This window comes from Flavobacterium artemisiae, from assembly GCF_042678225.1.
GTDB lineage: Bacteria > Bacteroidota > Bacteroidia > Flavobacteriales > Flavobacteriaceae > Flavobacterium > Flavobacterium artemisiae.
In genome coordinates, this window is the sequence record NZ_JBHUDZ010000018.1 from 928,854 (window position 1) to 947,363 (window position 18,510).

Here is an 18,510-nt window from a genome sequence, read left to right on the forward strand (position 1 = left end):
TAAAATTATTCTTAAATTAACAATATTGGCCTAATCAACTTCTATTTTCAATTCTTACCTTTGCAAAAATTTTTTTTATGTCAAACATCTATTTAGGATATCATTTTACGATTGAGCCGAAAGAATTAGGTTCTGAAATTTTAGTTGCGGAACTAGGCGAAAAAGCGTTTGAAAGTTTTACAGAAACAGAAAACGGGATTTCGGCTTTTGTGAAGAAAGATTTATGGGACGAAAATATTCTGGATGATATCTATATTGTACAATCTGAAGAGTTTAAAATTACATATACAATTGAAGAAATTGATCAGGTAAACTGGAACGAAGAATGGGAAAAGAATTTTGAACCAATTGATGTTGACGGAAAATGCCATGTGCGCGCTCCATTTCACCCAAAAACGGATGCTGAGTTTGATATTTTGATCGAACCAAAAATGAGTTTCGGAACAGGACATCATGAAACTACACACATGATGATTCAGCATTTGCTTGAAATGGATGTTAAAGGTTTAAAAACTCTTGATATGGGCTGCGGAACTGCTATTTTAGCAATTTTAGCTGAAATGAAAGGTGCAGAACCTATTGATGCTATTGATATTGACAACTGGTGTTACCTTAACTCTATCGAAAATGCAGAACGCAATAATTGCAAACATATCAGCGTTTATGAAGGCGATGCAGCTTTACTGGCTGGTAAAAAATACGATTTGATCATTGCAAATATCAACAGAAATATTTTGTTGAATGACATGCAGGCTTATGTTGATGCTTTAAATCCAAAAGGAATTATTCTTTTTAGCGGTTTCTACGAAGAAGACATTCCTTTTATCGACGCTTCTTGCGTTGACAAAGGATTAACGTATGTTAAAAAGCTGCAAAGAAATAACTGGGTATCACTAAAATACGTAAATTAGATACTGATAATCAATTCAGTACAAAAACTTATAAGATATGAGTACTAAAGAAAAAGTAAGAGAAAGAGTTCGCGAAAAAGAAGCTGTCGCTTTTAATAACGAGATTATTGTCTACAACGATGATGTAAATACTTTTGATCACGTAATTGATACTCTTATGCGCGTTTGCGATCACACAGCAGAACAAGCAGAACAATGTTCTTTGATTGTACATTACAACGGAAAATGCACCGTAAAAACAGGGCCGATTGACAAATTAAAACCTCAATGTACACAACTTTTGGAAGCTGGACTAAGCGCAGAAATAGTTTAATTGAAAATAAATAAAAACGCATCCTATTTTATTCTATACTAGAATTGAATAGGATGCGTTTTTATTTGTATTAATTTGAATTACGAGAAATATCACACTTTTAATGCTCTTATTTTTCTCTTTTACTGTAAAAGGACAATCAAAATTTGAAGCTTAACAAAGACAATTAATCGAAAACAAAAAATACGAATATGTCTTTGGAACCAAAATAAATCTTTCTTCACGTAAATTATACAAAACGGCTTAGTTACAAATAATTCAAAACGCATTCTATTTTATTTTATATTTGAAATAAAATAGAATGTTTTTTTATGGAGGAGTATGGAAAAATATTAATTATTGCAATGCCTGTGTTTCTGGTTTTAATAGTAATCGAGAAACTTTATGGCATCTATAAAAAGAATGATACTGCGCCATTGATAGACAGCGTTTCCAGTATTAGTTCTGGGATTACTAATTCTGTAAAAGATGTTCTGGGTTTAAGCATTACTTTTATTTCCTATGAATGGCTGGTTTCTAAAATCGCTTTACAGCATTTAGAACCAAGCGTACTCTCCTATTTTATCGCTTTTTTTGTTATTGATTTCTACGGATATTGGAGCCATAGATTAGCACATCAGATTAATTTTTTATGGAATAAACATGCTATTCATCACAGCAGCGAAGAGTTTAATCTTGCCTGTGCACTGCGTCAGCCTATTGCTAGTTTGGTTAATTTATTTACTTTTTTATTAATTCCTGCAGCATTGCTGGGCGTTCCTGCTACTGTAATTGCTATAACGCTTCCGCTTCATTTGTTTTTACAATTTTGGTATCATACCAAACATATTAAAAAAATGGGCTTTGTAGAGCATATTTTGGTTACTCCGTCACATCATCGTGTACATCACGCCATTAATCCTGAATATTTAGACAAAAACCATTCGCAGATTTTTATTTTTTGGGATAAACTGTTTGGCACTTTTCAGGAAGAATTAGACGACGTTCCGCCAGTTTTTGGAATTACCAGACCTGCTCAAACTTGGAATCCGATTAAAATCAATTTTCAGCATCTTACTTTATTGATCAAAGATGCGTGGCGAGCTCCAAAATGGAAAGACAAACTAACCATTTGGTTTAAACCAACAGGCTGGCGTCCGGAAAATTTTGAAGAAAAATATCCTGTAAATAAAATTGAAAATGTCTACAATTTTGAAAAATACGGAATTCAGAATTCTCAAAAACTTATTTACTGGTCTGTGATACAGGTTTTAATTACGCTTCTTTTTGTGAGTTACCTGTTTGATAATATTGCTAAAATCGGTCTTCCTGTCATTTTTATTTATGGTTTTTATATTTTTGTAACGATATATAGCTGCGCAGAGTTAATGGATAAAAGCAAATACGCTGTTCTTTGGGAAGGAATTCGTTTTGCGTCTATCATTTCAATTATCATTTTCTACGGAGATTGGTTCGGGTTGAATGGGGTATTTTATCTAAGCAATTACATTATTTTGGCTTATGCCGCCATATCATTTTTAGCTGCAATTTATTTTGTAACAATCGATTTTAGATCCAACCAAACCCAATTATAAATTTCATAACCCCTATTATGAGAAATTCTTCTTTTTTTAAAATTTATGCAGTTTTCTGCATCATATATCTCATTGTCCTGCTTACAGGCCACGAAAATTTAGATTTGTTTTTAAAACCAATTCTAATTCCTATTCTCGGATTTGGAGCTTATTTTTATAGAAAGTTTTCAACGCAGAATACTTTACTTACTGCACTTTTATTTTCTTGGATAGGAGATGTTATTTTATTATTTACCGATTTAGGCGAAATTTATTTTATTTTAGGTTTGATTTCTTTTCTAACGGCACATATTATCTACTGTGTTCTTTTTAATAAGCAAAGTCGTCATAGCAAAAAAAGAAACAGAACTTTCTTTACGATAGGAAGCATCATAATCGCAGTTTATTTGATCGGAATGGTTTCTTTTTTAATGCCTAATTTAGGAAATCTTGAAATTCCAGTTGCTCTCTACGCTACCGTAATTTCGATAATGCTTTTATTTGCTTTTAATGGATTTTTACTTTGGAATAAACCAGGAAATAAATGGGTATTTTTGGGTGCCTTATTCTTTGTCATTTCAGACAGTATTCTGGCAGTCAATAAATTTCATACGCCGATACCAAAAAGTTCATTTTTTATTATGGCAACCTATCTTCTGGCACAATATCTGATTGTAGTTGGTATTTTAAAATTGAATCCAAAAAAAATACAAGAAGTAGTCGAATACCAATAACCAAAAATTATGAAAAAAATAATCCTTGTTCTTTTTTTAGCTGTAACGGCAGTCTCTTGCGTGAGCACCAAATCTACTTTGAAAAATGTTGATGATAATGCTCCCGATTTGGTTTTAAAGAAGAATAACACTTTTGCTATCACTCTTTTTAGCAGTGATAAAAAATACGGTTACGATCCAGATTATCCGATTAATATTTTCTTTCAAAATACAAACAATGAAGCCTTAAACGAAACCCGTTTCTTAAACGCACTTGCTGGTCCAAATGGTGAAAAAATTACCTATACAAGATTAGAAACCTGCTGTCCTTTTCCAACTAAAAGAAGTTCTATGGGCGCTGGTTTTTTGAATGTTTATGATCTAAAATGGGAAGGTCAAAAAAAACCTGTAAAGCTTTATTTAAACATTTATGAAAAAGGAATTTTAATGGTTCCGATAGGATTGACTTTAAAGAATGATTAGTATTTTAGCAATGTACGGAATAACGCCTTTTATATTACTTGTAATTCCATTTTTAGTTCAGATTATTTGGGGAACTAAATCAATTTTGAAAACTACCGATCTGAAATTTTCTCATATTTCAATCTGTACCATAATTTTACAAATTCCTTTATCCTATCTTTCTGTTTATATTGCTTCCGAAAATATAAATGCAAACTCCGAATATCAAAACAGATGCGGATTGGTTATGTTAGGAATTGTAGCTTTTAATTTCTTATTTGTAATTTTACTTTTGACAGCTATTCTAGTGCAGTTTTTAATTAAAAGATACAGACAGAAGAAATTGCAAGAATAATTAAAGCTGGTTTATAAAACAATTCAAATTACTTTTTGGAATTTTATTTGAAATAAATTCATGAAAAGAATTTATCCGCACTTTCATTAACTTAAATTATCGTAATTCCACTAATTCCTAGCCCTGATAGTAGTGGAAATCATTTTGCGCTTAAACTTATTTTTTCCTGGCTGGGCAGAGCGACCGGAGGAAGCTCCTGAACAGACTTTGGAAAAAAAAGTTTAAGTGCAAAATATTGAAACGAATAGCAGGATTAGCTTCATAAAAAATTCTTAAATCTTAATCCGAAACTCATAAATCATAACTACCTTTGCACTACCAAAAATTCATATAATGAACATACAAAATATTCCACAAATTAAGCATACTGACAGCGGAAATTTCTTTTTATTGGCGGGGCCTTGTGCGATCGAAGGAGAAGAAATGGCGTTGCGTATTGCTGAAAAATTAGTTGGTATTACCGACAATCTTCAGATTCCTTATGTATTTAAAGGATCTTTTAAAAAAGCGAACCGTTCTAGAATTGATAGCTTTTCTGGAATTGGTGACGAAAAAGCATTAAAAATCTTAAGAAAAGTTTCTGAAACTTTTCATGTTCCGACTGTTACGGATATTCATACTAACGAAGATGCCGACATGGCGGCGCAATATGTTGATGTTTTACAGATTCCTGCGTTTTTAGTACGTCAAACGGATTTAGTTGTCGCGGCAGCTAACACTGGAAAAGTAGTAAACTTGAAAAAAGGACAATTTATGAGTCCGGAGAGTATGAAACATGCTGTACAAAAGGTTTTAGATTGTCATAACGAAAATGTTATGGTGACTGATCGCGGTAGTATGTTTGGCTACCAAGACATGATTGTTGATTTTAGAGGAATTCCGACGATGCAGCAATATGCTTCTACGGTTCTAGACGTTACACACTCTTTACAACAGCCAAATCAGACTGCTGGAGTTACAGGCGGAAGACCTGATATGATTGAAACCGTTGCCAAGGCTGGAATTGCAGTTGGTGTTGACGGAATTTTTATAGAAACGCACTTTGACCCTGCAAACGCAAAAAGTGATGGCGCTAATATGCTTCATTTAGATTATTTCGAAGGCTTAATGAATAAATTAGTTGCTATTAGAAAAACAGTTAACTCATTCTAATAATTATAATACTAAGTTCTTTGAAAACAAAAATTTTATTTTTCTTACTGGCTTGTGTTTCTTTAAACACATTTGCTCAGGAAGAAATTCCAGTACAAAAATATACTGCTCATAATAAAGGAAAATTCTTTGTGATGTGGGGTGGAAACAGAGAAAGTTACTCAAAATCTGATGTAAACTTTAGAGGTAAAGATTACAACTTTACAGTTGAGAATATGGCAGCTCATGACAAACCAAAAGGATGGCATGTTGATTATATTAATCCTGTAAATATGACAATTCCGCAGACGAATTTGAGATTTGGTTACTTTTTTAGTGATCATTACAGTGTTGCAATTGGCGTTGACCACATGAAATACGTAATGTCACAGAATCAAACTGCAAGAGTAAATGGTTATATCAATTTACCTCAAGATGACCCAGGATCAATCTACAATGGAGAATACAATAACAGACCTGTAGATATGTCTCAAGGAGGCGCTATAGAAGGCGGCTACGAAAATGGTGCTACACCAGCAAATGGTCCTGCTTTTTTAATGTATGAGCATACTGATGGTTTGAACTACGTTCATACTGAGGTGTCTAGGTTTGATGATATTTCAAAATGGTTTGGATTGCCAAATATTGATAAAGTTCAGATTAATTTAACCGAAGGTTTGGGTGCTGGAGTTTTATACCCTAAAACGAATACTACTCTTTTAGGTAAAGAGCGTCATGATGATTTTCACATTTCTGGTTATGGTGTTTCGGCAAAAGCGGGTCTTAACATTACCTTTTTCAAATACTTCTATATTCAGGGAGAGCTAAAAGGTGGTTACATCAACATGCCGGATATTAAAACTACATTAAGTAATGACGATAAAGCTTCTCAGCACTTTACTTATTTCCAACGTATTATTGCTGTTGGAGGTATATTTAGAATCTAATATCTCTTAAAAATATTTATAAAAATAGCTGTCATTTTATTTGGCAGCTATTTTTTTTATTATTTACTTTGTACCTCAAAGTACTTTAAAAATATATTTAATGAAGACTAAATATTGGTTTCCGATTATTACTTTTATCCTTAGTTTTGGATGCGCTTTTTTTGTTGCAATAAAAGTTTTTCCTAATAACCCATTTACTGGAAATAAAGCACAGACAAATCTTGCTGCAACTATTCAGGATGGCGATTTGATCTTTCAGACTTCAGAATCTAAACAATGTGAAGCGGTACGAATTGCGACAAATTCTAAATTTTCTCATTGTGGTATTATTTTTAAAGAAAATGGAAACTGGATGGTTTTTGAAGCTGTTCAGCCGGTAAAAGTTACTCCATTAGAGCAATGGATTAAACACGGAAGAGATTCAAAATATGTGATTAAAAGACTTCAGGATCCAAGCGTATTAAATACGACTTCACTTTCTAAAATGAAAGCATACGGAAAGTCACTTTTAGGTAAAGAATATGATGCGTATTTTGAATGGTCGGATAATCGAATTTACTGCTCAGAATTAATCTGGAAAGTGTATAAAAACGGCGCAGGAATAGAATTATCAAAAACTAAATTACTGAAAGACTTTAATTTGACTGATCCGAGAATTCAACCCATTTTAAAGGAAAGATATGGAAATGAAATTCCGCTTGACGAAAAAGTAGTTGCTCCTTCTGACCTTGCTGATTCTAACTTACTTAAAACAATAATAGACACTTATTAATTTACTTAATGAGCCGGTAATACCATATTCCGGCTTTTTATTTATCATTTTACTTTGAATTTCAAAGAACTTTACAAAAACAATTATGAGAGATTATTTAATTGAAAGACTTTACGAATGTTCTAAAAAACCTTATCAGAAATATTTCAAGAAAAACGAACCTTGGAATATAGATAAAAATGCCCTTATGAATTATCCTGAGGAAAGTCTAGGTTTTGGTCTTGGCAACTTTTTATACAAAAACCATTTTGATATTCAGGAAAAACTGGAAGATCACGACATTATTCATGTTTTGACCAACACTGGTGTTTCTGTTTATGAAGAAATCGGGATGCAGTATTATCTATTTGGCAATGGAAAAAGAAGTTTGTATTTGTATATGGTTATTCTGTCTGGAACTATTTTTTACCCAAAACAAATGAAATACTTCATACAACAATATCAAAAAGGGAAACAAGCATTTCCGTATCATTATTTAGATTTTTCTAAAATGCTTTTATTATCTATTCCATCTATTCAACAAACTTTTAATATTAAAAACGTATGAAAACTATATCTAAACACTTCGAAGAAAGACAATCTATAGAATTAGCAATTGGTACTTTTGTTATAATTACGACTTTGTTTATGCTTTACATTTTATCTAAAGAAAATACAATCGTTTTGGTCGTTGCCTGGCCATTTGCTTTAGGAGCTATTATTGTCAATACGATAATGTTTGTTCATTTAACAGATCGCTTTATACATCATCCAGAATACCGAAGAGACATTTGTTTTAAAATACTTTTACTCCTATCAAATGTTCCGATCACGTTTTTATTTTATCTAATCACGGCACATTAATAAATAAAAAAAAGCTATGAGCAGAACTCATAGCTTTTTTTTATTTTATTTTAGCAATTTATTAGTTTGATGTTGGAAGCACAATTCCGTTTTGATCTAGTAGATAGATTAATGAAGTCATTGTTGCTGCACCAAGTTCAAGCTCTCTTTTGTTGATTGCATCAAATTTATCGTTTGCTGCGTGATGATAATCAAAATAACGTTGAGAATCTGGTTTTAAACCAGCTTTAACAATTGCTGGCGAGGTTAAATGGCTAATATCTGAACCTGCATGTCCAATTGTAAAACTATGTACTAAATAAGGCTCAAAAAGATCTCTATAGCCTTGAATTTTTTTCAAATTAGCATCGTCTGCTTCAATAGAAAATCCTCTAGGAGAAAATCCGCCAGAATCGCTTTCTAAAGCAAAAACGTGGTTTTCTTTATTTTGTTTTGAAACTTCTTCGTATTTCGCACCGCCTTTTCCGCCATTTTCTTCATTCATAAATAAAACAACACGAATAGTATTTTTAGGTTTGTAGTTTAAGTTTTTCAAAATGCGAATTACTTCCATACTTTGTACCACTCCTGCTCCATCATCGTGAGAACCGTCAGCTAAATCCCAAGAATCCAAATGTCCTCCTACAACCATAATATTTTTTGGCGTTACAGTTCCTGTCAATTCTCCAATTACATTGTATGACAATACATCTGGCAAAGTCTCACAAGACTGTTTGAAATAAAACTTCAAAGCTGGATTAACTTTTAAAGATTTACTTAATAACTCAGCACCATTCGTACTAATTGCCGCAGTTGGAATGTATTGCTCTTTTGGCAGATCACCGTAACTTTGGTTTCCTGTATGAGGGAAATCGTCTAAACGTAAATTCATTGAACGAACGATAGTTCCGACTGCTCCTAATTTAGCAGCTTCTTTTGCTCCTGCATATCTTTGGTCAACACATGCTCCGTATGATGTAAAAGTTTCGATGTTTTCAGGATTCATTGGTCGGTTGTAAAAAACAATTTTGCCTTTTACTTTATCAGCTCCAAGTTCATTTAATTCTTTAATTCCCTGAACTTCGATTACCTCTGCTGTAAGACCAGTTTTTGGAGTTGCAACAGAAGCTCCCAAAGCGCAAATTGGCACCGTAGTTTTTACTTTTCCATCAAGAATATATGCTGTTTCTTTCTCGCCTCTTACCCAATGAGGGACCATTACTTCCTGCAGGTAAACTTTATCCAATCCAAGACTTTCTAATTGTCTTTTAGTATATTCTACACCTTCCGCAGCTCCTTTTGAACCAGATAAACGGCTTCCGATATCATTAGACAAATACTCTAACCAAGTGTAGCATTTTGCTTCGGTCAAAGCTTTTTTGTAAAATAGTTTAATGTTTTTTTCATCATTTGACTGTGCAAAAGATGAAGTCAATCCGTTTAAAACTAAAGCAGTTAAAAGAATCGTTTTTTTCATAGTTTTTTTAGCATTTTGGGTTTTTCCAATTTCTTGGCTTATTTCACAAAGAAACAAAAAATCTACAAAATTGTCAGAGTTTTTACATATCCTTTCTCAAAAAAAAACTCTAATTACAAACCTGTTAGTTTATAATTAGAGTTTTTGTGATTTCATTAAAATAAAACTATTTTACTTCAATAATCTTATTTTTTGTTCCGATACCATTTTCATTAAAAGGCTCAATTGTAAAGTAATATTTTGTTCCTTTATCCAAACCTCTAAAATCGTATGAACTTTCTCCGTAAACCATTATACTGTTGTACATTTTGTCTGGAGTGATTCCGTAGTAAATGTTATAACCAATTGCATCATTTTGCTTTTTCCACGAAATCATAGCATTGCGAGAATCAGCTTTGTTTCGATCTACTTTAAAAGCTGTCACGGCTTTTGGTTTTGCTGCTAAACCGTTTCCGAATACTCTAAAATCTGAAATCGCGAATAAACCTGAAGCGTTGTGAATGTTTTCCATTTTAATGTAACGCGCTTCAATTGACTTTGAAAGCTCAACATAATCGTGAGGAACATCTTTATCATTTTTAGATTTATCTACAACTAATTTCCAGTTTACAGCATCATCAGACATAAATATTTTATATTGATAATAAATATCCATTGCTTTATTAAATTGCGTTGCTTTATGATCGGCATAGTTAATTTGTAAAGCATTGATTTGCATTTTTCTACCTAAATCCATTTGAAGCCATTCGCCAGGATTTGCCGTTTTAGCAGACCAATAGGTTTGAATATTTTCGTCTGTTAAGTTTTCAGCTCCGTAACAGAATTTCTCGTAGACTTTTTTACCGCCGTTATCCATTCTGTGTGTTTCAACTTCCATACAATCTTCAGATGAAGAAACTGTTACGGGCTTTTTGTACGAAAGTAACATCCATCCAGAAGAAGCTCCTTTTTCCTGATTTCTTTCTCCAGTTGGTAGTACAATAGGAAAATCGCCGTAGGACGTGATCGAATACATAACATCATCTTTATCAAATCCTGCTGGAAACATGTCTATACGACGCTCAAAACGGTCTTTTATAGAGATCTTACATGTTCCGGTATTCCAATAATTTCCGTAAACGTCTGCAAAAGTATTTCCGTGTCCAGCTCCAATTACAAATCCGCCCGGTTTATAAGACATCGGATTGTGTTTTTGGTACGTAAATGGCCCTAACGGATTATCACCTACGTGAACTCCATTTGCATAGCCTTTAAATTCGGTTGCAGGCGCTCCGTATTGCATATAATATTTTCCGTTGTGTTTCGTCATCCAAGCCCCTTCAATAAAATTTCCCCAAGGCGCAGGTTCCATATCATTGTTTGGACCAAAACGCTCCCAGCCATGTTCTGAAGGTTCTAAAACAGCTACTTCTTTGATCTGTCCATACGGACGCTGAATATCTTCGACTTCTGTCGCTTTATATAATGTCGCATAATCGGCTTGATTTCCTTTTGGAAGCCAAGTATTGTAATCTACCTCAACACCAACTAATGGTAATTTTCCGCTTGAACCATAGTACATGTAAACTTTTTTATCATCATCCTGAAAAATGGCAGGATCCCAAGTTGGCAGCATTGCCTTATTTACATGACGTGTCCATCTTCCCGATTTTGGATCGGCAGTTTTCCAGATCGGGTGATCTCTTTTCCAAGTAGAACCAACGTAAAATAGAGTATCGTTTACCACCCATGCAGCAGGCGCGCATTGATCATCGTCGCCTGGCTGTCTTTGAAAACTTCCATAAACAAAATTCCAATCAGACATATCTTTACTCCAAAAGAAACCTGCTTGATTGGTTGCAAACAAGTAATATTCGCCTTTATAAGTAATAATCACAGGATCTGCACTTGAACGACGAGATTCTGGAATTCCGTTATGATTGTGTGTTGTGTAATTGTAGCCAATATTTATTGGATTACAATATGTTGTCGCGGGTCTGCTTGGGTCAAACCATTCTGTTTTACCAGAATTTTGTGCCGATAAACTGTTTCCAAAAAGTATCAAAAACAATGAAATTGGCAGTGAAAGTTTTTTATATATTTTTCTCATGGTCAAATTCTTTAGTAAGTCTAAAAGATTATTTTTTAATCTCTTTTCTTTCTTTTAAAAGTTCAGGTTCGTTAGTTGTAATGTAATCGAATTTGTTTTCGATGATCCAATCCATGTCTGCAGCTTCATTTACTGTCCAAGCATTTAGAATTACTTTGTTATCTTTTGCTTCTTTGATCCACTCTGGATGTTTTTTAAAGACAGAATAATGGTAATCAACTCCATTGATTTTATCTGCTTTTACTTCTTTAGGAGATTTATTTCCTTCTAAATATTGCAGTGAAGTTTTAGGGTCAATCGCTCTAATTTGTTTTAGAATATCGTAATCAAAACTGATGTAGCAGGTGTTTTTATCGGCTTTTAATTTTTTAATGGTTTCGACTGCTGCTACACCCGTTTTGTGGCCTCTTTCTTTACTAATCTCTGAAGGTTTAATTTCGCACACTAACAATGTATGTTTGTTGTTTTTGATTCCTTCTGAAATGTATTCGTATAATGTTGGGAGTTTTTCTCCGTTTGAAAGTTTAAATTTTATCAAGTCTGCATAATTGGTTTTCTCAATAAGAAGTTTGTTGTAATGCGCGTCATGATTAATTACAAGTGAATCATCGGCAGTACGCCAAACATCAAATTCTGAACCGGGAAGTTTTAAATCTATTGCATGTCTAAGAGAAGCAATAGAATTTTCTGGCAGATTATTTTTTTTCCAAGCGCCTCTATGTGCTACAATTGCGTTTTGAGTGCAGCAAGAGGAAAATAAAACAGCAGTCAGCAAAAATGAAGCGGAACGAAATATTTGAAAAGTATTCATAATACATTTAGTTTAATAATTATTGCACAATAGTATATTTAGGGTTTTGCTTTTAGAAAAAAAGCCCTTCGTCAACCAGAACGAAGGGCTAATTACTAACCAATAAACCAACTATTTAGTTAACTCAAAACTAACTTTCTTGTCGGCAGCAGAATTTCCTCCAACGAAAATATCAAACTGTCCAGGCTCTGCTACGAATTGTAAATCAGAGTTATAAAATTTTAAATCTTCAACCGAAATATCAAAACTTACGGTTTGTTTCTCTCCTTTTTTAAGTGCTATTTTTTGGAAACCTTTTAATTCTCTAACTGGTCTTGTTACAGAACCAACTAAATCTCTAATGTATAATTGAACGGTTTCTTTTCCGTCAAAGTTTCCTGTGTTTGTTACATCAACAGTTACTTTTAATTTTCCAGAGAAATTCATTTTATCAGCAGAAATTTTCAAGTTTGAATAATCAAAAGTCGTGTAGCTTAAACCGAATCCGAATGGGAATAAAGCTTCGTTTCTTTCGTCGATATAATTTGATCTGAATTTTTCGAATTTTCCTTCAGTGTTAGAAAGTGGTCTTCCTGTATTCTTGTGTGCGTAATAAATTGGTAATTGTCCAACGCTTCTTGGAAAAGTCGAAGTTAATTTTCCTGAAGGATTTACATCTCCAAATAAAACATCAGCAATAGCATAACCAGCTTCTGTACCAGCAAACCAAGCATTTAAAATTGCTGGAACTGTTTTTTCTTCATCAGTAATTACTAACGGACGTCCGTCAAATAATACTAAAACAACAGGTTTTCCTGTTTTTAATAACGCATTTAATAAATCTTTCTGCGCTTGTGGAATTTCTAGATTTGTACGGCTACTAGATTCTCCGCTCATTTCTGCAGATTCTCCAAGAGCTGCAACAATTACGTCAGATTGGTTGGCTACTTTTAAAGCTTCTGCTAATAATTCTTCTTTCGAACGTGCATCGCGGTGTAATGTTTTTCCAAACATAGTTGCATTAGTTTCAAAAGTTTCATCGTAATCTAAGTTACTTCCTTTTGCATATAAAACTTTAGTTCCTGCTCCTGCCACTTCTTTAATTCCTGCTAAAAGCGAAACTGCATTTTCCATTTTAGTCGCTACAGACCAAGTTCCCGGCATGTTTTCTTTAGCATCTGCTAAAGGTCCGATAAGTGCAATTGTACCTGATTTTTTAAGAGGTAAAAGCTGATTCTGGTTTTTCAACAAAACCAAAGATTGAGAAGCAATCTGACGAGCTTCTTTTCTGCTTGCAGCTGTAAAGATTTCCGTTTTCGCTCTTTTTTCATCGCAATATTTATATGGGTCTTGGAATAATCCTAGATCATATTTTGCTTCCAAAATCAATCTAACAGCATTGTCAATTTGCTCAATTGTAACTCTTTTTTCGTCTAATGATTTTTTTAAAGTTGTAAGGAAACCTTCTCCAACCATATCCATCTCAACACCAGCGTTTAAAGACAAAGCCGAAACGTCTTGAAGATTACCCATTCCGTGTTCGATCATTTCTGGAATTCCAGTAAAATCAGTTACTACGAAACCTTTAAAGCCCCATTGTTTTCTCAAAATATCTGTCATTAACCATTTGTTTCCTGTTGCAGGAATTCCGTCAACTTCGTTGAAAGAAGCCATTACAGAACCTACACCAGCGTCTACTGCCGCTTTGTAAGGAGGAAAATAATCGTTAAACATTCTGATATGGCTCATATCCACAGTATTATAATCACGCCCGCCTTCTGGTGCACCGTATAATGCGAAGTGTTTTACACAAGCTAAAATTGAATTATTTTTAGAAAGATCAGGCTGCTGGTAGCCATTTACCATTGCTTTTGCAATTTGGCTTCCTAAATACGGATCTTCTCCAGAACCTTCAGAAACTCTTCCCCATCTTGGATCACGAGAAATATCTACCATTGGAGAGAATGTCCAGTTGATACCGTCTGCACTCGCTTCCTGAGCGGCAATTTGAGCACTTCTTTCAATTAATCCCATATCCCAAGTACACGATAATCCTAACGGAATTGGGAATGTAGTTTCGTAACCGTGAATAACGTCCATACCAAAAAGTAATGGAATTTTTAAACGGCTTTGCTCAACTGCAATTTTTTGTACTTCTTTAATTTTTTGTACCGATTTAATGTTGAACAAACCTCCTACTTTACCTTCAGCAATATTTTTTGCCACATTCGAGCTATTTGCTTGCCCTGTAGTAATATCACCAGATGTCGGCAAGTTTAACTGACCCAGTTTCTCGTCTAAAGTCATTTTAGAAATTAACTCCGCTACAAATTCAGACTTTGGTTTAATTTTCACTGTATTTTTAGTGTTCTTTTTTTGAGCATAACCCAAAACAGCACATCCTAAAAAAAGTAAGACTAATTTGTTTTTCATGTGTATTTAATGTTTGTTTTTTAATGGAACACGGAATCGCTTTTCTTGATTTTATTTTTGATTTGGAATCAAAGCGATTTCATTCTATTTTATTTATTTGTTTTTGTATTCGTTTTTTTCTGCTGTAACATCCAGTCGTAAATTGCTGCATTATCATAAACTCTCGTCCAGCTGTCATGATTTGCATCATCAAAAATGGTCAGCTTTACATCTTTTGCATTACACTTTTTTAATTCATTATAAATTGTGATTGCATAATTCACATTTACCACATTATCCTGTAATCCGTGGAAAATTCTGGTTGGAATATTGGCTATTTCACATGCGTGTTCTAACTGAATTAAATCTACAAAACCGGCGACAGGTACGTTTGCGGCAAATAGATCCGGATGTGCAAAAGCCAAATTCCATGAAGCCCAGCCTCCTGAGCTCAAACCAGTAACATATATTCTTTCTGAATCAATTTTATTTTCTCTCTGAATTTTTAATATCAGCTGATAAATCGATTCTATATCCCAATTTTCATCTTCTTTACACTGTGGTGCTACGACATAAGCGTCTAACTGGTGTGTTTTTAAATATTTAAGAGGACCGTTAATTTTTACCTTTTCAAGATCAGTTCCTTTTTCTCCATCTCCGGAAATAAAAACTATTAATGGCTTTTTTTCTTTCGTATTTGCCGGCTTGTGCAACACATAACCCAACTCGTACTTTTCCACTATGACAGTATTAATTTTTCCGGTTGTTTCGCTTTGGCTAAAGCCAAAAATTGAAAACAAAAGAGATAAAAGAGCTAATTTATATTTCATTGTCGATTCTTAAATTCCGTATTTCCCAGATTTAAATCCAATTTTGGTTAAACCTTGTTTTACTTCTGGCGCATTCATGAATAATTTCCATAATAATCCTGAACGATAGTTTTCAATCATTACCACTTCAGGCCCTTGATCAATTGCTAGATAACGTTTTGCAACCCATTTGTTTCCTAAGCTAAGAGCATCGTAAAAACCAGCGTCTCCCCAAGTTTCTTGTTTATGATTTTCATATAAATTGCGAATAAAAGTAAGAGACTCTTTTGGCGTATAAACAATCGAGCTTATTGCAGCTGTAGGCGAAATCACACCTTGATCATTACTCGGCATGTGCGCATTGTAACCGATAGAACCGTCAGGATTTCTAGAATATGATGCTGTTAAGCCCCAATATTCTGGGCCATAACCTGCATTTTTATTTGGATTTTCTACACAATATTGGTAATTGATTTTGGTTTGATTTACGTTCAAATCCCAATAATTAGCGTATTTATCACTCAATTGATTTGGATCTAAACCTACATAAGAATAATGTGCCCAGAATAAAGACCCGCCAAATTCTTCTGCACCATTGTGCTTTAAGATTAATGGTAAATTGTATTTTGTTTTTGAAGAAACGATATCCCCGCTTCTAGCCCAACCTTCGTGATAAACCTTTGGATCGATTGTATGTGTTGGTGATGAAGCTGCCATTACATAAGTAATAAGACATTCATTATAACCTTGCAAAGGAAAATCCATCTGCCAGTCATAGTTTGGAGACCAGTGCCAGTACAAAACATTTTTGTTATTAGTGAACCACTGCCAGTCAACACCTTTCCAAAGTGCATCATATTTTGCCGCAACGGCTTTCTCTTTTTCATTACCTGTTTTTAGATACTCACGAACGGTAATAAATCCTGAAACTAAAAATGATGTTTCGACTAAATCTCCTCCATTATCTTTAGTACCAAAAGGTTTTACTTTTCCTGTATTTCCGTCAATCCAGTGTGACCATGCTCCATGAAAGCGATCTGCTTTTGCAAGAAAATCGGCAATTTTATCTAATCTTTTTACGCCTTCTTCTTTTGTAACATAACCTCTATCTATACCTGCAACTAAAGCCATAAGTCCAAAACCTGAACCGCCTGTTGTTACAATATTTGAATCGTTTTCTGGATAATTCCCGTCTGGATGAAAACGTTCTCTTGCTAATCCTGAATTAGGTTCAGCGTAATCCCAGAAATATTTGAATGTTTGTTTTTGAACAACATCTAAAAGCTGTTCATCTGATAGTTTTTCGACAGAAGGTTTAACTTCTTCTTCTTTTGGATTTTGTTCTTTTGAACCACAGCTCAAAAAAGCAAATGAAAGTACTAAAAGTGAAAATCTAATCATGTCTAAATTTTAAAGTGATTTTTATAATGAAATCACTTCCTCCGAATTGAAGGAAGTGATTTTTAAAGAATTTATTAATAACCAGGGTTTTGAGTTGTTAAACCTCCTGATTCCTGAATTACTGTAGATGGAATTGGGTATAACTCGTGTTTACCAACTATAAAAGTTTTTCCGTTAGGGAAAGTCGGGCTAACATCTGCTTTCAATGCTGCCTCAGCCTGTCCAGTTCTTACAAGATCGAACCATCTATCATGTTCGAAAGCCATTTCTAACCTTCTTTCTTTATAGATCGCTTTTCTAACATCAGTTTGAGAAGTAAATGGAGTATCTCCAAGACCAGCTCTATGTCGGATTTGATTGATTAGAGGAATTGCAGCCCCAGTTTGTCCTAATTCATTTAGAGCTTCAGCTTTCATTAATATGACTTCAGCATATCTTAAATATCTAAGATTTGTATCTGTAAATTCTTGATTTGAAAATGCAGATGAGTATGCTTTATAATTGTACATTTCGTTAGATACAGTTGATGCTACAACAGTTCCATCATATAAAACTGAACCTCTAAAAATTATTGTTGCTGCTCTTCTAACATCTCCAGTTTCATAAGCATCAGCAAGTCCTTGAGATGGTGTATTGAAACCCCATCCCCATCCGCCAGCACCTCTCGGCGCTTGAGATACACTATAATTTCCAATTCCGAATCCTGGAGAAGAAGTTCCTCCGATTCCATTAATTTCAAAAATTGATTCTGAACCAAATTCTCCTTCTTTTTTATATTGCAAAGAATAATCTGAAACTAAAGAATAACCTGTTACTTTATCACAATTGTCAATAACATTTTGCCATTTTTTCTGGTATAAATTTACCTTGGCTAACAATGCATAAGCTGCTCCTTGAGATGCACGTGCAACATCAGTTCCACCATAAGTAGATTTTGGCGGTAATGCTTGTATAGCATCATTTAAATCTTTTTCAATGAAAGCGTAAACTTCTGCAGGAGTTTTACGTGTTAACTGCATAATTCTATCGTCCTCATTTCCAGGAACAGGTAAATGATCTACAATAGGAACCCCACCATACCCTTTAACTAAAGTAAAGTACATAAAAGCTCTTAAAAACTTAGCTTCTCCTTCTAATCTAGTTTTTAAAGCTGGAGTTACTTGTGTAAGCTTTGGAAACATAGCTAATGCTTGATTTGCTCTATTGATTCCTGCATAATTATAATTCCAAATACTGCTGAAAGATGGTGTAGAAGCATTAAATGTCAAAGCATCTAGAACATCTTTATCAGTACCTGTATCTCCCGGATCTGATCCTTTGTCCGCATCGTCTGTCATAATACTTGTAACTCCGTTCCATGCAAAAGAAGACATATCCCAGCTTAAGAATATATTATAAACCGCATCAACCATTGATGTAGCACCTGCATCGCTGTCAACTAAGGCAGGATCTGCAGGTATATTTTTTGTTTGATCTACTTCGAGAAATTCATCTGAACATCCTGAAACAAATAATCCAGAAAGTATAAAAAGTGATATATATAATCGTTTCAT

The 18,510-nt window shown here is 33.9% G+C and carries 18 protein-coding genes; 11 read left to right on the forward strand and 7 right to left on the reverse strand.

The genetic code is table 11. The annotated features are described in order from the left end of the window. Positions 1 to 77 precede the first annotated feature (77 nt). From prmA to ACFSC2_RS23915, 11 genes are all read left to right on the forward strand, one after another. The gene (gene prmA, locus ACFSC2_RS23865; protein WP_379813609.1) at positions 78 to 911 is read left to right on the forward strand and encodes a 50S ribosomal protein L11 methyltransferase; all 834 of its coding nucleotides are present in this window, start codon (positions 78 to 80) and stop codon (positions 909 to 911) included. A gap of 37 nt (positions 912 to 948) precedes the next feature. Beyond that, positions 949 to 1,224, forward strand: a complete 276-nt coding sequence (locus ACFSC2_RS23870; RefSeq protein WP_379813610.1) for an ATP-dependent Clp protease adaptor ClpS — start codon at positions 949 to 951, stop codon at positions 1,222 to 1,224. 311 nt (positions 1,225 to 1,535) lie between these two features. After that, complete coding sequence (locus ACFSC2_RS23875; protein WP_379813611.1) at positions 1,536 to 2,798, forward strand: sterol desaturase family protein; 1,263 nt, start codon at positions 1,536 to 1,538, stop codon at positions 2,796 to 2,798. Between the two features lie 17 nt (positions 2,799 to 2,815). Next, positions 2,816 to 3,511, forward strand: coding sequence for a lysoplasmalogenase (locus tag ACFSC2_RS23880; protein ID WP_379813612.1), 696 nt, complete (start codon positions 2,816 to 2,818; stop codon positions 3,509 to 3,511). A gap of 9 nt (positions 3,512 to 3,520) precedes the next feature. Further along, positions 3,521 to 3,973: a 2-dehydro-3-deoxyphosphooctonate aldolase gene (locus ACFSC2_RS23885; protein ID WP_379813613.1), complete on the forward strand. Its 453-nt coding sequence runs from the start codon at positions 3,521 to 3,523 to the stop codon at positions 3,971 to 3,973. After that, positions 3,966 to 4,307 carry a hypothetical protein gene (locus tag ACFSC2_RS23890; protein WP_379813614.1) on the forward strand — a complete coding sequence of 114 codons (342 nt, stop codon included), beginning with the start codon at positions 3,966 to 3,968 and terminating at the stop codon, positions 4,305 to 4,307. The genes ACFSC2_RS23885 and ACFSC2_RS23890 overlap by 8 nt, the downstream gene beginning before the upstream one ends. Before the next feature lie 333 nt (positions 4,308 to 4,640). Further along, positions 4,641 to 5,459: a 3-deoxy-8-phosphooctulonate synthase gene (gene kdsA / locus ACFSC2_RS23895; protein ID WP_379813615.1), complete on the forward strand. Its 819-nt coding sequence runs from the start codon at positions 4,641 to 4,643 to the stop codon at positions 5,457 to 5,459. Between the two features lie 20 nt (positions 5,460 to 5,479). Further along, entirely contained in the window at positions 5,480 to 6,385 is a 906-nt protein-coding gene (locus ACFSC2_RS23900) for a hypothetical protein (protein ID WP_379813616.1), read from the forward strand. Positions 6,386 to 6,485: 100 nt separating this feature from the next. Continuing rightward, complete coding sequence (locus tag ACFSC2_RS23905) at positions 6,486 to 7,157, forward strand: YiiX family permuted papain-like enzyme (RefSeq protein WP_379813617.1); 672 nt, start codon at positions 6,486 to 6,488, stop codon at positions 7,155 to 7,157. 85 nt (positions 7,158 to 7,242) lie between these two features. Further along, positions 7,243 to 7,704, forward strand: a complete 462-nt coding sequence (locus ACFSC2_RS23910) for a hypothetical protein (protein ID WP_379813619.1) — start codon at positions 7,243 to 7,245, stop codon at positions 7,702 to 7,704. Then, the gene (locus tag ACFSC2_RS23915) at positions 7,701 to 8,000 is read left to right on the forward strand and encodes a hypothetical protein (RefSeq protein WP_379813620.1); all 300 of its coding nucleotides are present in this window, start codon (positions 7,701 to 7,703) and stop codon (positions 7,998 to 8,000) included. The genes ACFSC2_RS23910 and ACFSC2_RS23915 overlap by 4 nt, the downstream gene beginning before the upstream one ends. 61 nt (positions 8,001 to 8,061) lie before the next feature. Here ACFSC2_RS23915 and ACFSC2_RS23920 read toward each other — a convergent pair whose 3' ends face one another. The 7 genes from ACFSC2_RS23920 to ACFSC2_RS23950 all read right to left on the reverse strand — a co-directional run bounded on the left by ACFSC2_RS23920 (position 8,062) and on the right by ACFSC2_RS23950 (position 18,510). Next, positions 8,062 to 9,456, reverse strand: coding sequence for a M20/M25/M40 family metallo-hydrolase (locus ACFSC2_RS23920; protein WP_379813621.1), 1,395 nt, complete (start codon positions 9,454 to 9,456; stop codon positions 8,062 to 8,064). Positions 9,457 to 9,622: 166 nt separating this feature from the next. Continuing rightward, positions 9,623 to 11,545, reverse strand: coding sequence for a family 43 glycosylhydrolase (locus ACFSC2_RS23925; protein ID WP_379813622.1), 1,923 nt, complete (start codon positions 11,543 to 11,545; stop codon positions 9,623 to 9,625). A gap of 28 nt (positions 11,546 to 11,573) precedes the next feature. Next, positions 11,574 to 12,356 carry a glycerophosphodiester phosphodiesterase family protein gene (locus ACFSC2_RS23930; RefSeq protein ID WP_379813623.1) on the reverse strand — a complete coding sequence of 261 codons (783 nt, stop codon included), beginning with the start codon at positions 12,354 to 12,356 and terminating at the stop codon, positions 11,574 to 11,576. Positions 12,357 to 12,467: 111 nt separating this feature from the next. Then, positions 12,468 to 14,768, reverse strand: a complete 2,301-nt coding sequence (bglX, locus tag ACFSC2_RS23935) for a beta-glucosidase BglX (RefSeq protein WP_379813624.1) — start codon at positions 14,766 to 14,768, stop codon at positions 12,468 to 12,470. 89 nt (positions 14,769 to 14,857) lie between these two features. Beyond that, the gene (locus tag ACFSC2_RS23940) at positions 14,858 to 15,577 is read right to left on the reverse strand and encodes a carboxylesterase family protein (protein ID WP_379813625.1); all 720 of its coding nucleotides are present in this window, start codon (positions 15,575 to 15,577) and stop codon (positions 14,858 to 14,860) included. Between the two features lie 9 nt (positions 15,578 to 15,586). Continuing rightward, on the reverse strand, positions 15,587 to 16,957 hold the full coding sequence (locus ACFSC2_RS23945) for a glucoamylase family protein (protein WP_379813626.1): 1,371 nt from the start codon (positions 16,955 to 16,957) through the stop codon (positions 15,587 to 15,589). 74 nt (positions 16,958 to 17,031) lie between these two features. Beyond that, the gene (locus tag ACFSC2_RS23950; RefSeq protein ID WP_379813627.1) at positions 17,032 to 18,510 is read right to left on the reverse strand and encodes a RagB/SusD family nutrient uptake outer membrane protein; all 1,479 of its coding nucleotides are present in this window, start codon (positions 18,508 to 18,510) and stop codon (positions 17,032 to 17,034) included.

What these genes read in the sequence shown, in the direction of transcription:
- prmA (WP_379813609.1), top strand. Translation starts at nt 78, where the DNA reads ATGTCAAACATCTATTTAGGATATCATTTTACGATTGAGCCGAAAGAA.
- ACFSC2_RS23870 (WP_379813610.1), top strand. Translation starts at nt 949, where the DNA reads ATGAGTACTAAAGAAAAAGTAAGAGAAAGAGTTCGCGAAAAAGAAGCT.
- ACFSC2_RS23875 (WP_379813611.1), top strand. Translation starts at nt 1,536, where the DNA reads ATGGAGGAGTATGGAAAAATATTAATTATTGCAATGCCTGTGTTTCTG.
- ACFSC2_RS23880 (WP_379813612.1), top strand. Translation starts at nt 2,816, where the DNA reads ATGAGAAATTCTTCTTTTTTTAAAATTTATGCAGTTTTCTGCATCATA.
- ACFSC2_RS23885 (WP_379813613.1), top strand. Translation starts at nt 3,521, where the DNA reads ATGAAAAAAATAATCCTTGTTCTTTTTTTAGCTGTAACGGCAGTCTCT.
- ACFSC2_RS23890 (WP_379813614.1), top strand. Translation starts at nt 3,966, where the DNA reads ATGATTAGTATTTTAGCAATGTACGGAATAACGCCTTTTATATTACTT.
- kdsA (WP_379813615.1), top strand. Translation starts at nt 4,641, where the DNA reads ATGAACATACAAAATATTCCACAAATTAAGCATACTGACAGCGGAAAT.
- ACFSC2_RS23905 (WP_379813617.1), top strand. Translation starts at nt 6,486, where the DNA reads ATGAAGACTAAATATTGGTTTCCGATTATTACTTTTATCCTTAGTTTT.
- ACFSC2_RS23910 (WP_379813619.1), top strand. Translation starts at nt 7,243, where the DNA reads ATGAGAGATTATTTAATTGAAAGACTTTACGAATGTTCTAAAAAACCT.
- ACFSC2_RS23915 (WP_379813620.1), top strand. Translation starts at nt 7,701, where the DNA reads ATGAAAACTATATCTAAACACTTCGAAGAAAGACAATCTATAGAATTA.
- ACFSC2_RS23920 (WP_379813621.1), bottom strand. Translation starts at nt 9,456, where the DNA reads ATGAAAAAAACGATTCTTTTAACTGCTTTAGTTTTAAACGGATTGACT.
- ACFSC2_RS23925 (WP_379813622.1), bottom strand. Translation starts at nt 11,545, where the DNA reads ATGAGAAAAATATATAAAAAACTTTCACTGCCAATTTCATTGTTTTTG.
- ACFSC2_RS23930 (WP_379813623.1), bottom strand. Translation starts at nt 12,356, where the DNA reads ATGAATACTTTTCAAATATTTCGTTCCGCTTCATTTTTGCTGACTGCT.
- bglX (WP_379813624.1), bottom strand. Translation starts at nt 14,768, where the DNA reads ATGAAAAACAAATTAGTCTTACTTTTTTTAGGATGTGCTGTTTTGGGT.
- ACFSC2_RS23940 (WP_379813625.1), bottom strand. Translation starts at nt 15,577, where the DNA reads ATGAAATATAAATTAGCTCTTTTATCTCTTTTGTTTTCAATTTTTGGC.
- ACFSC2_RS23945 (WP_379813626.1), bottom strand. Translation starts at nt 16,957, where the DNA reads ATGATTAGATTTTCACTTTTAGTACTTTCATTTGCTTTTTTGAGCTGT.
- ACFSC2_RS23950 (WP_379813627.1), bottom strand. Translation starts at nt 18,510, where the DNA reads ATGAAACGATTATATATATCACTTTTTATACTTTCTGGATTATTTGTT.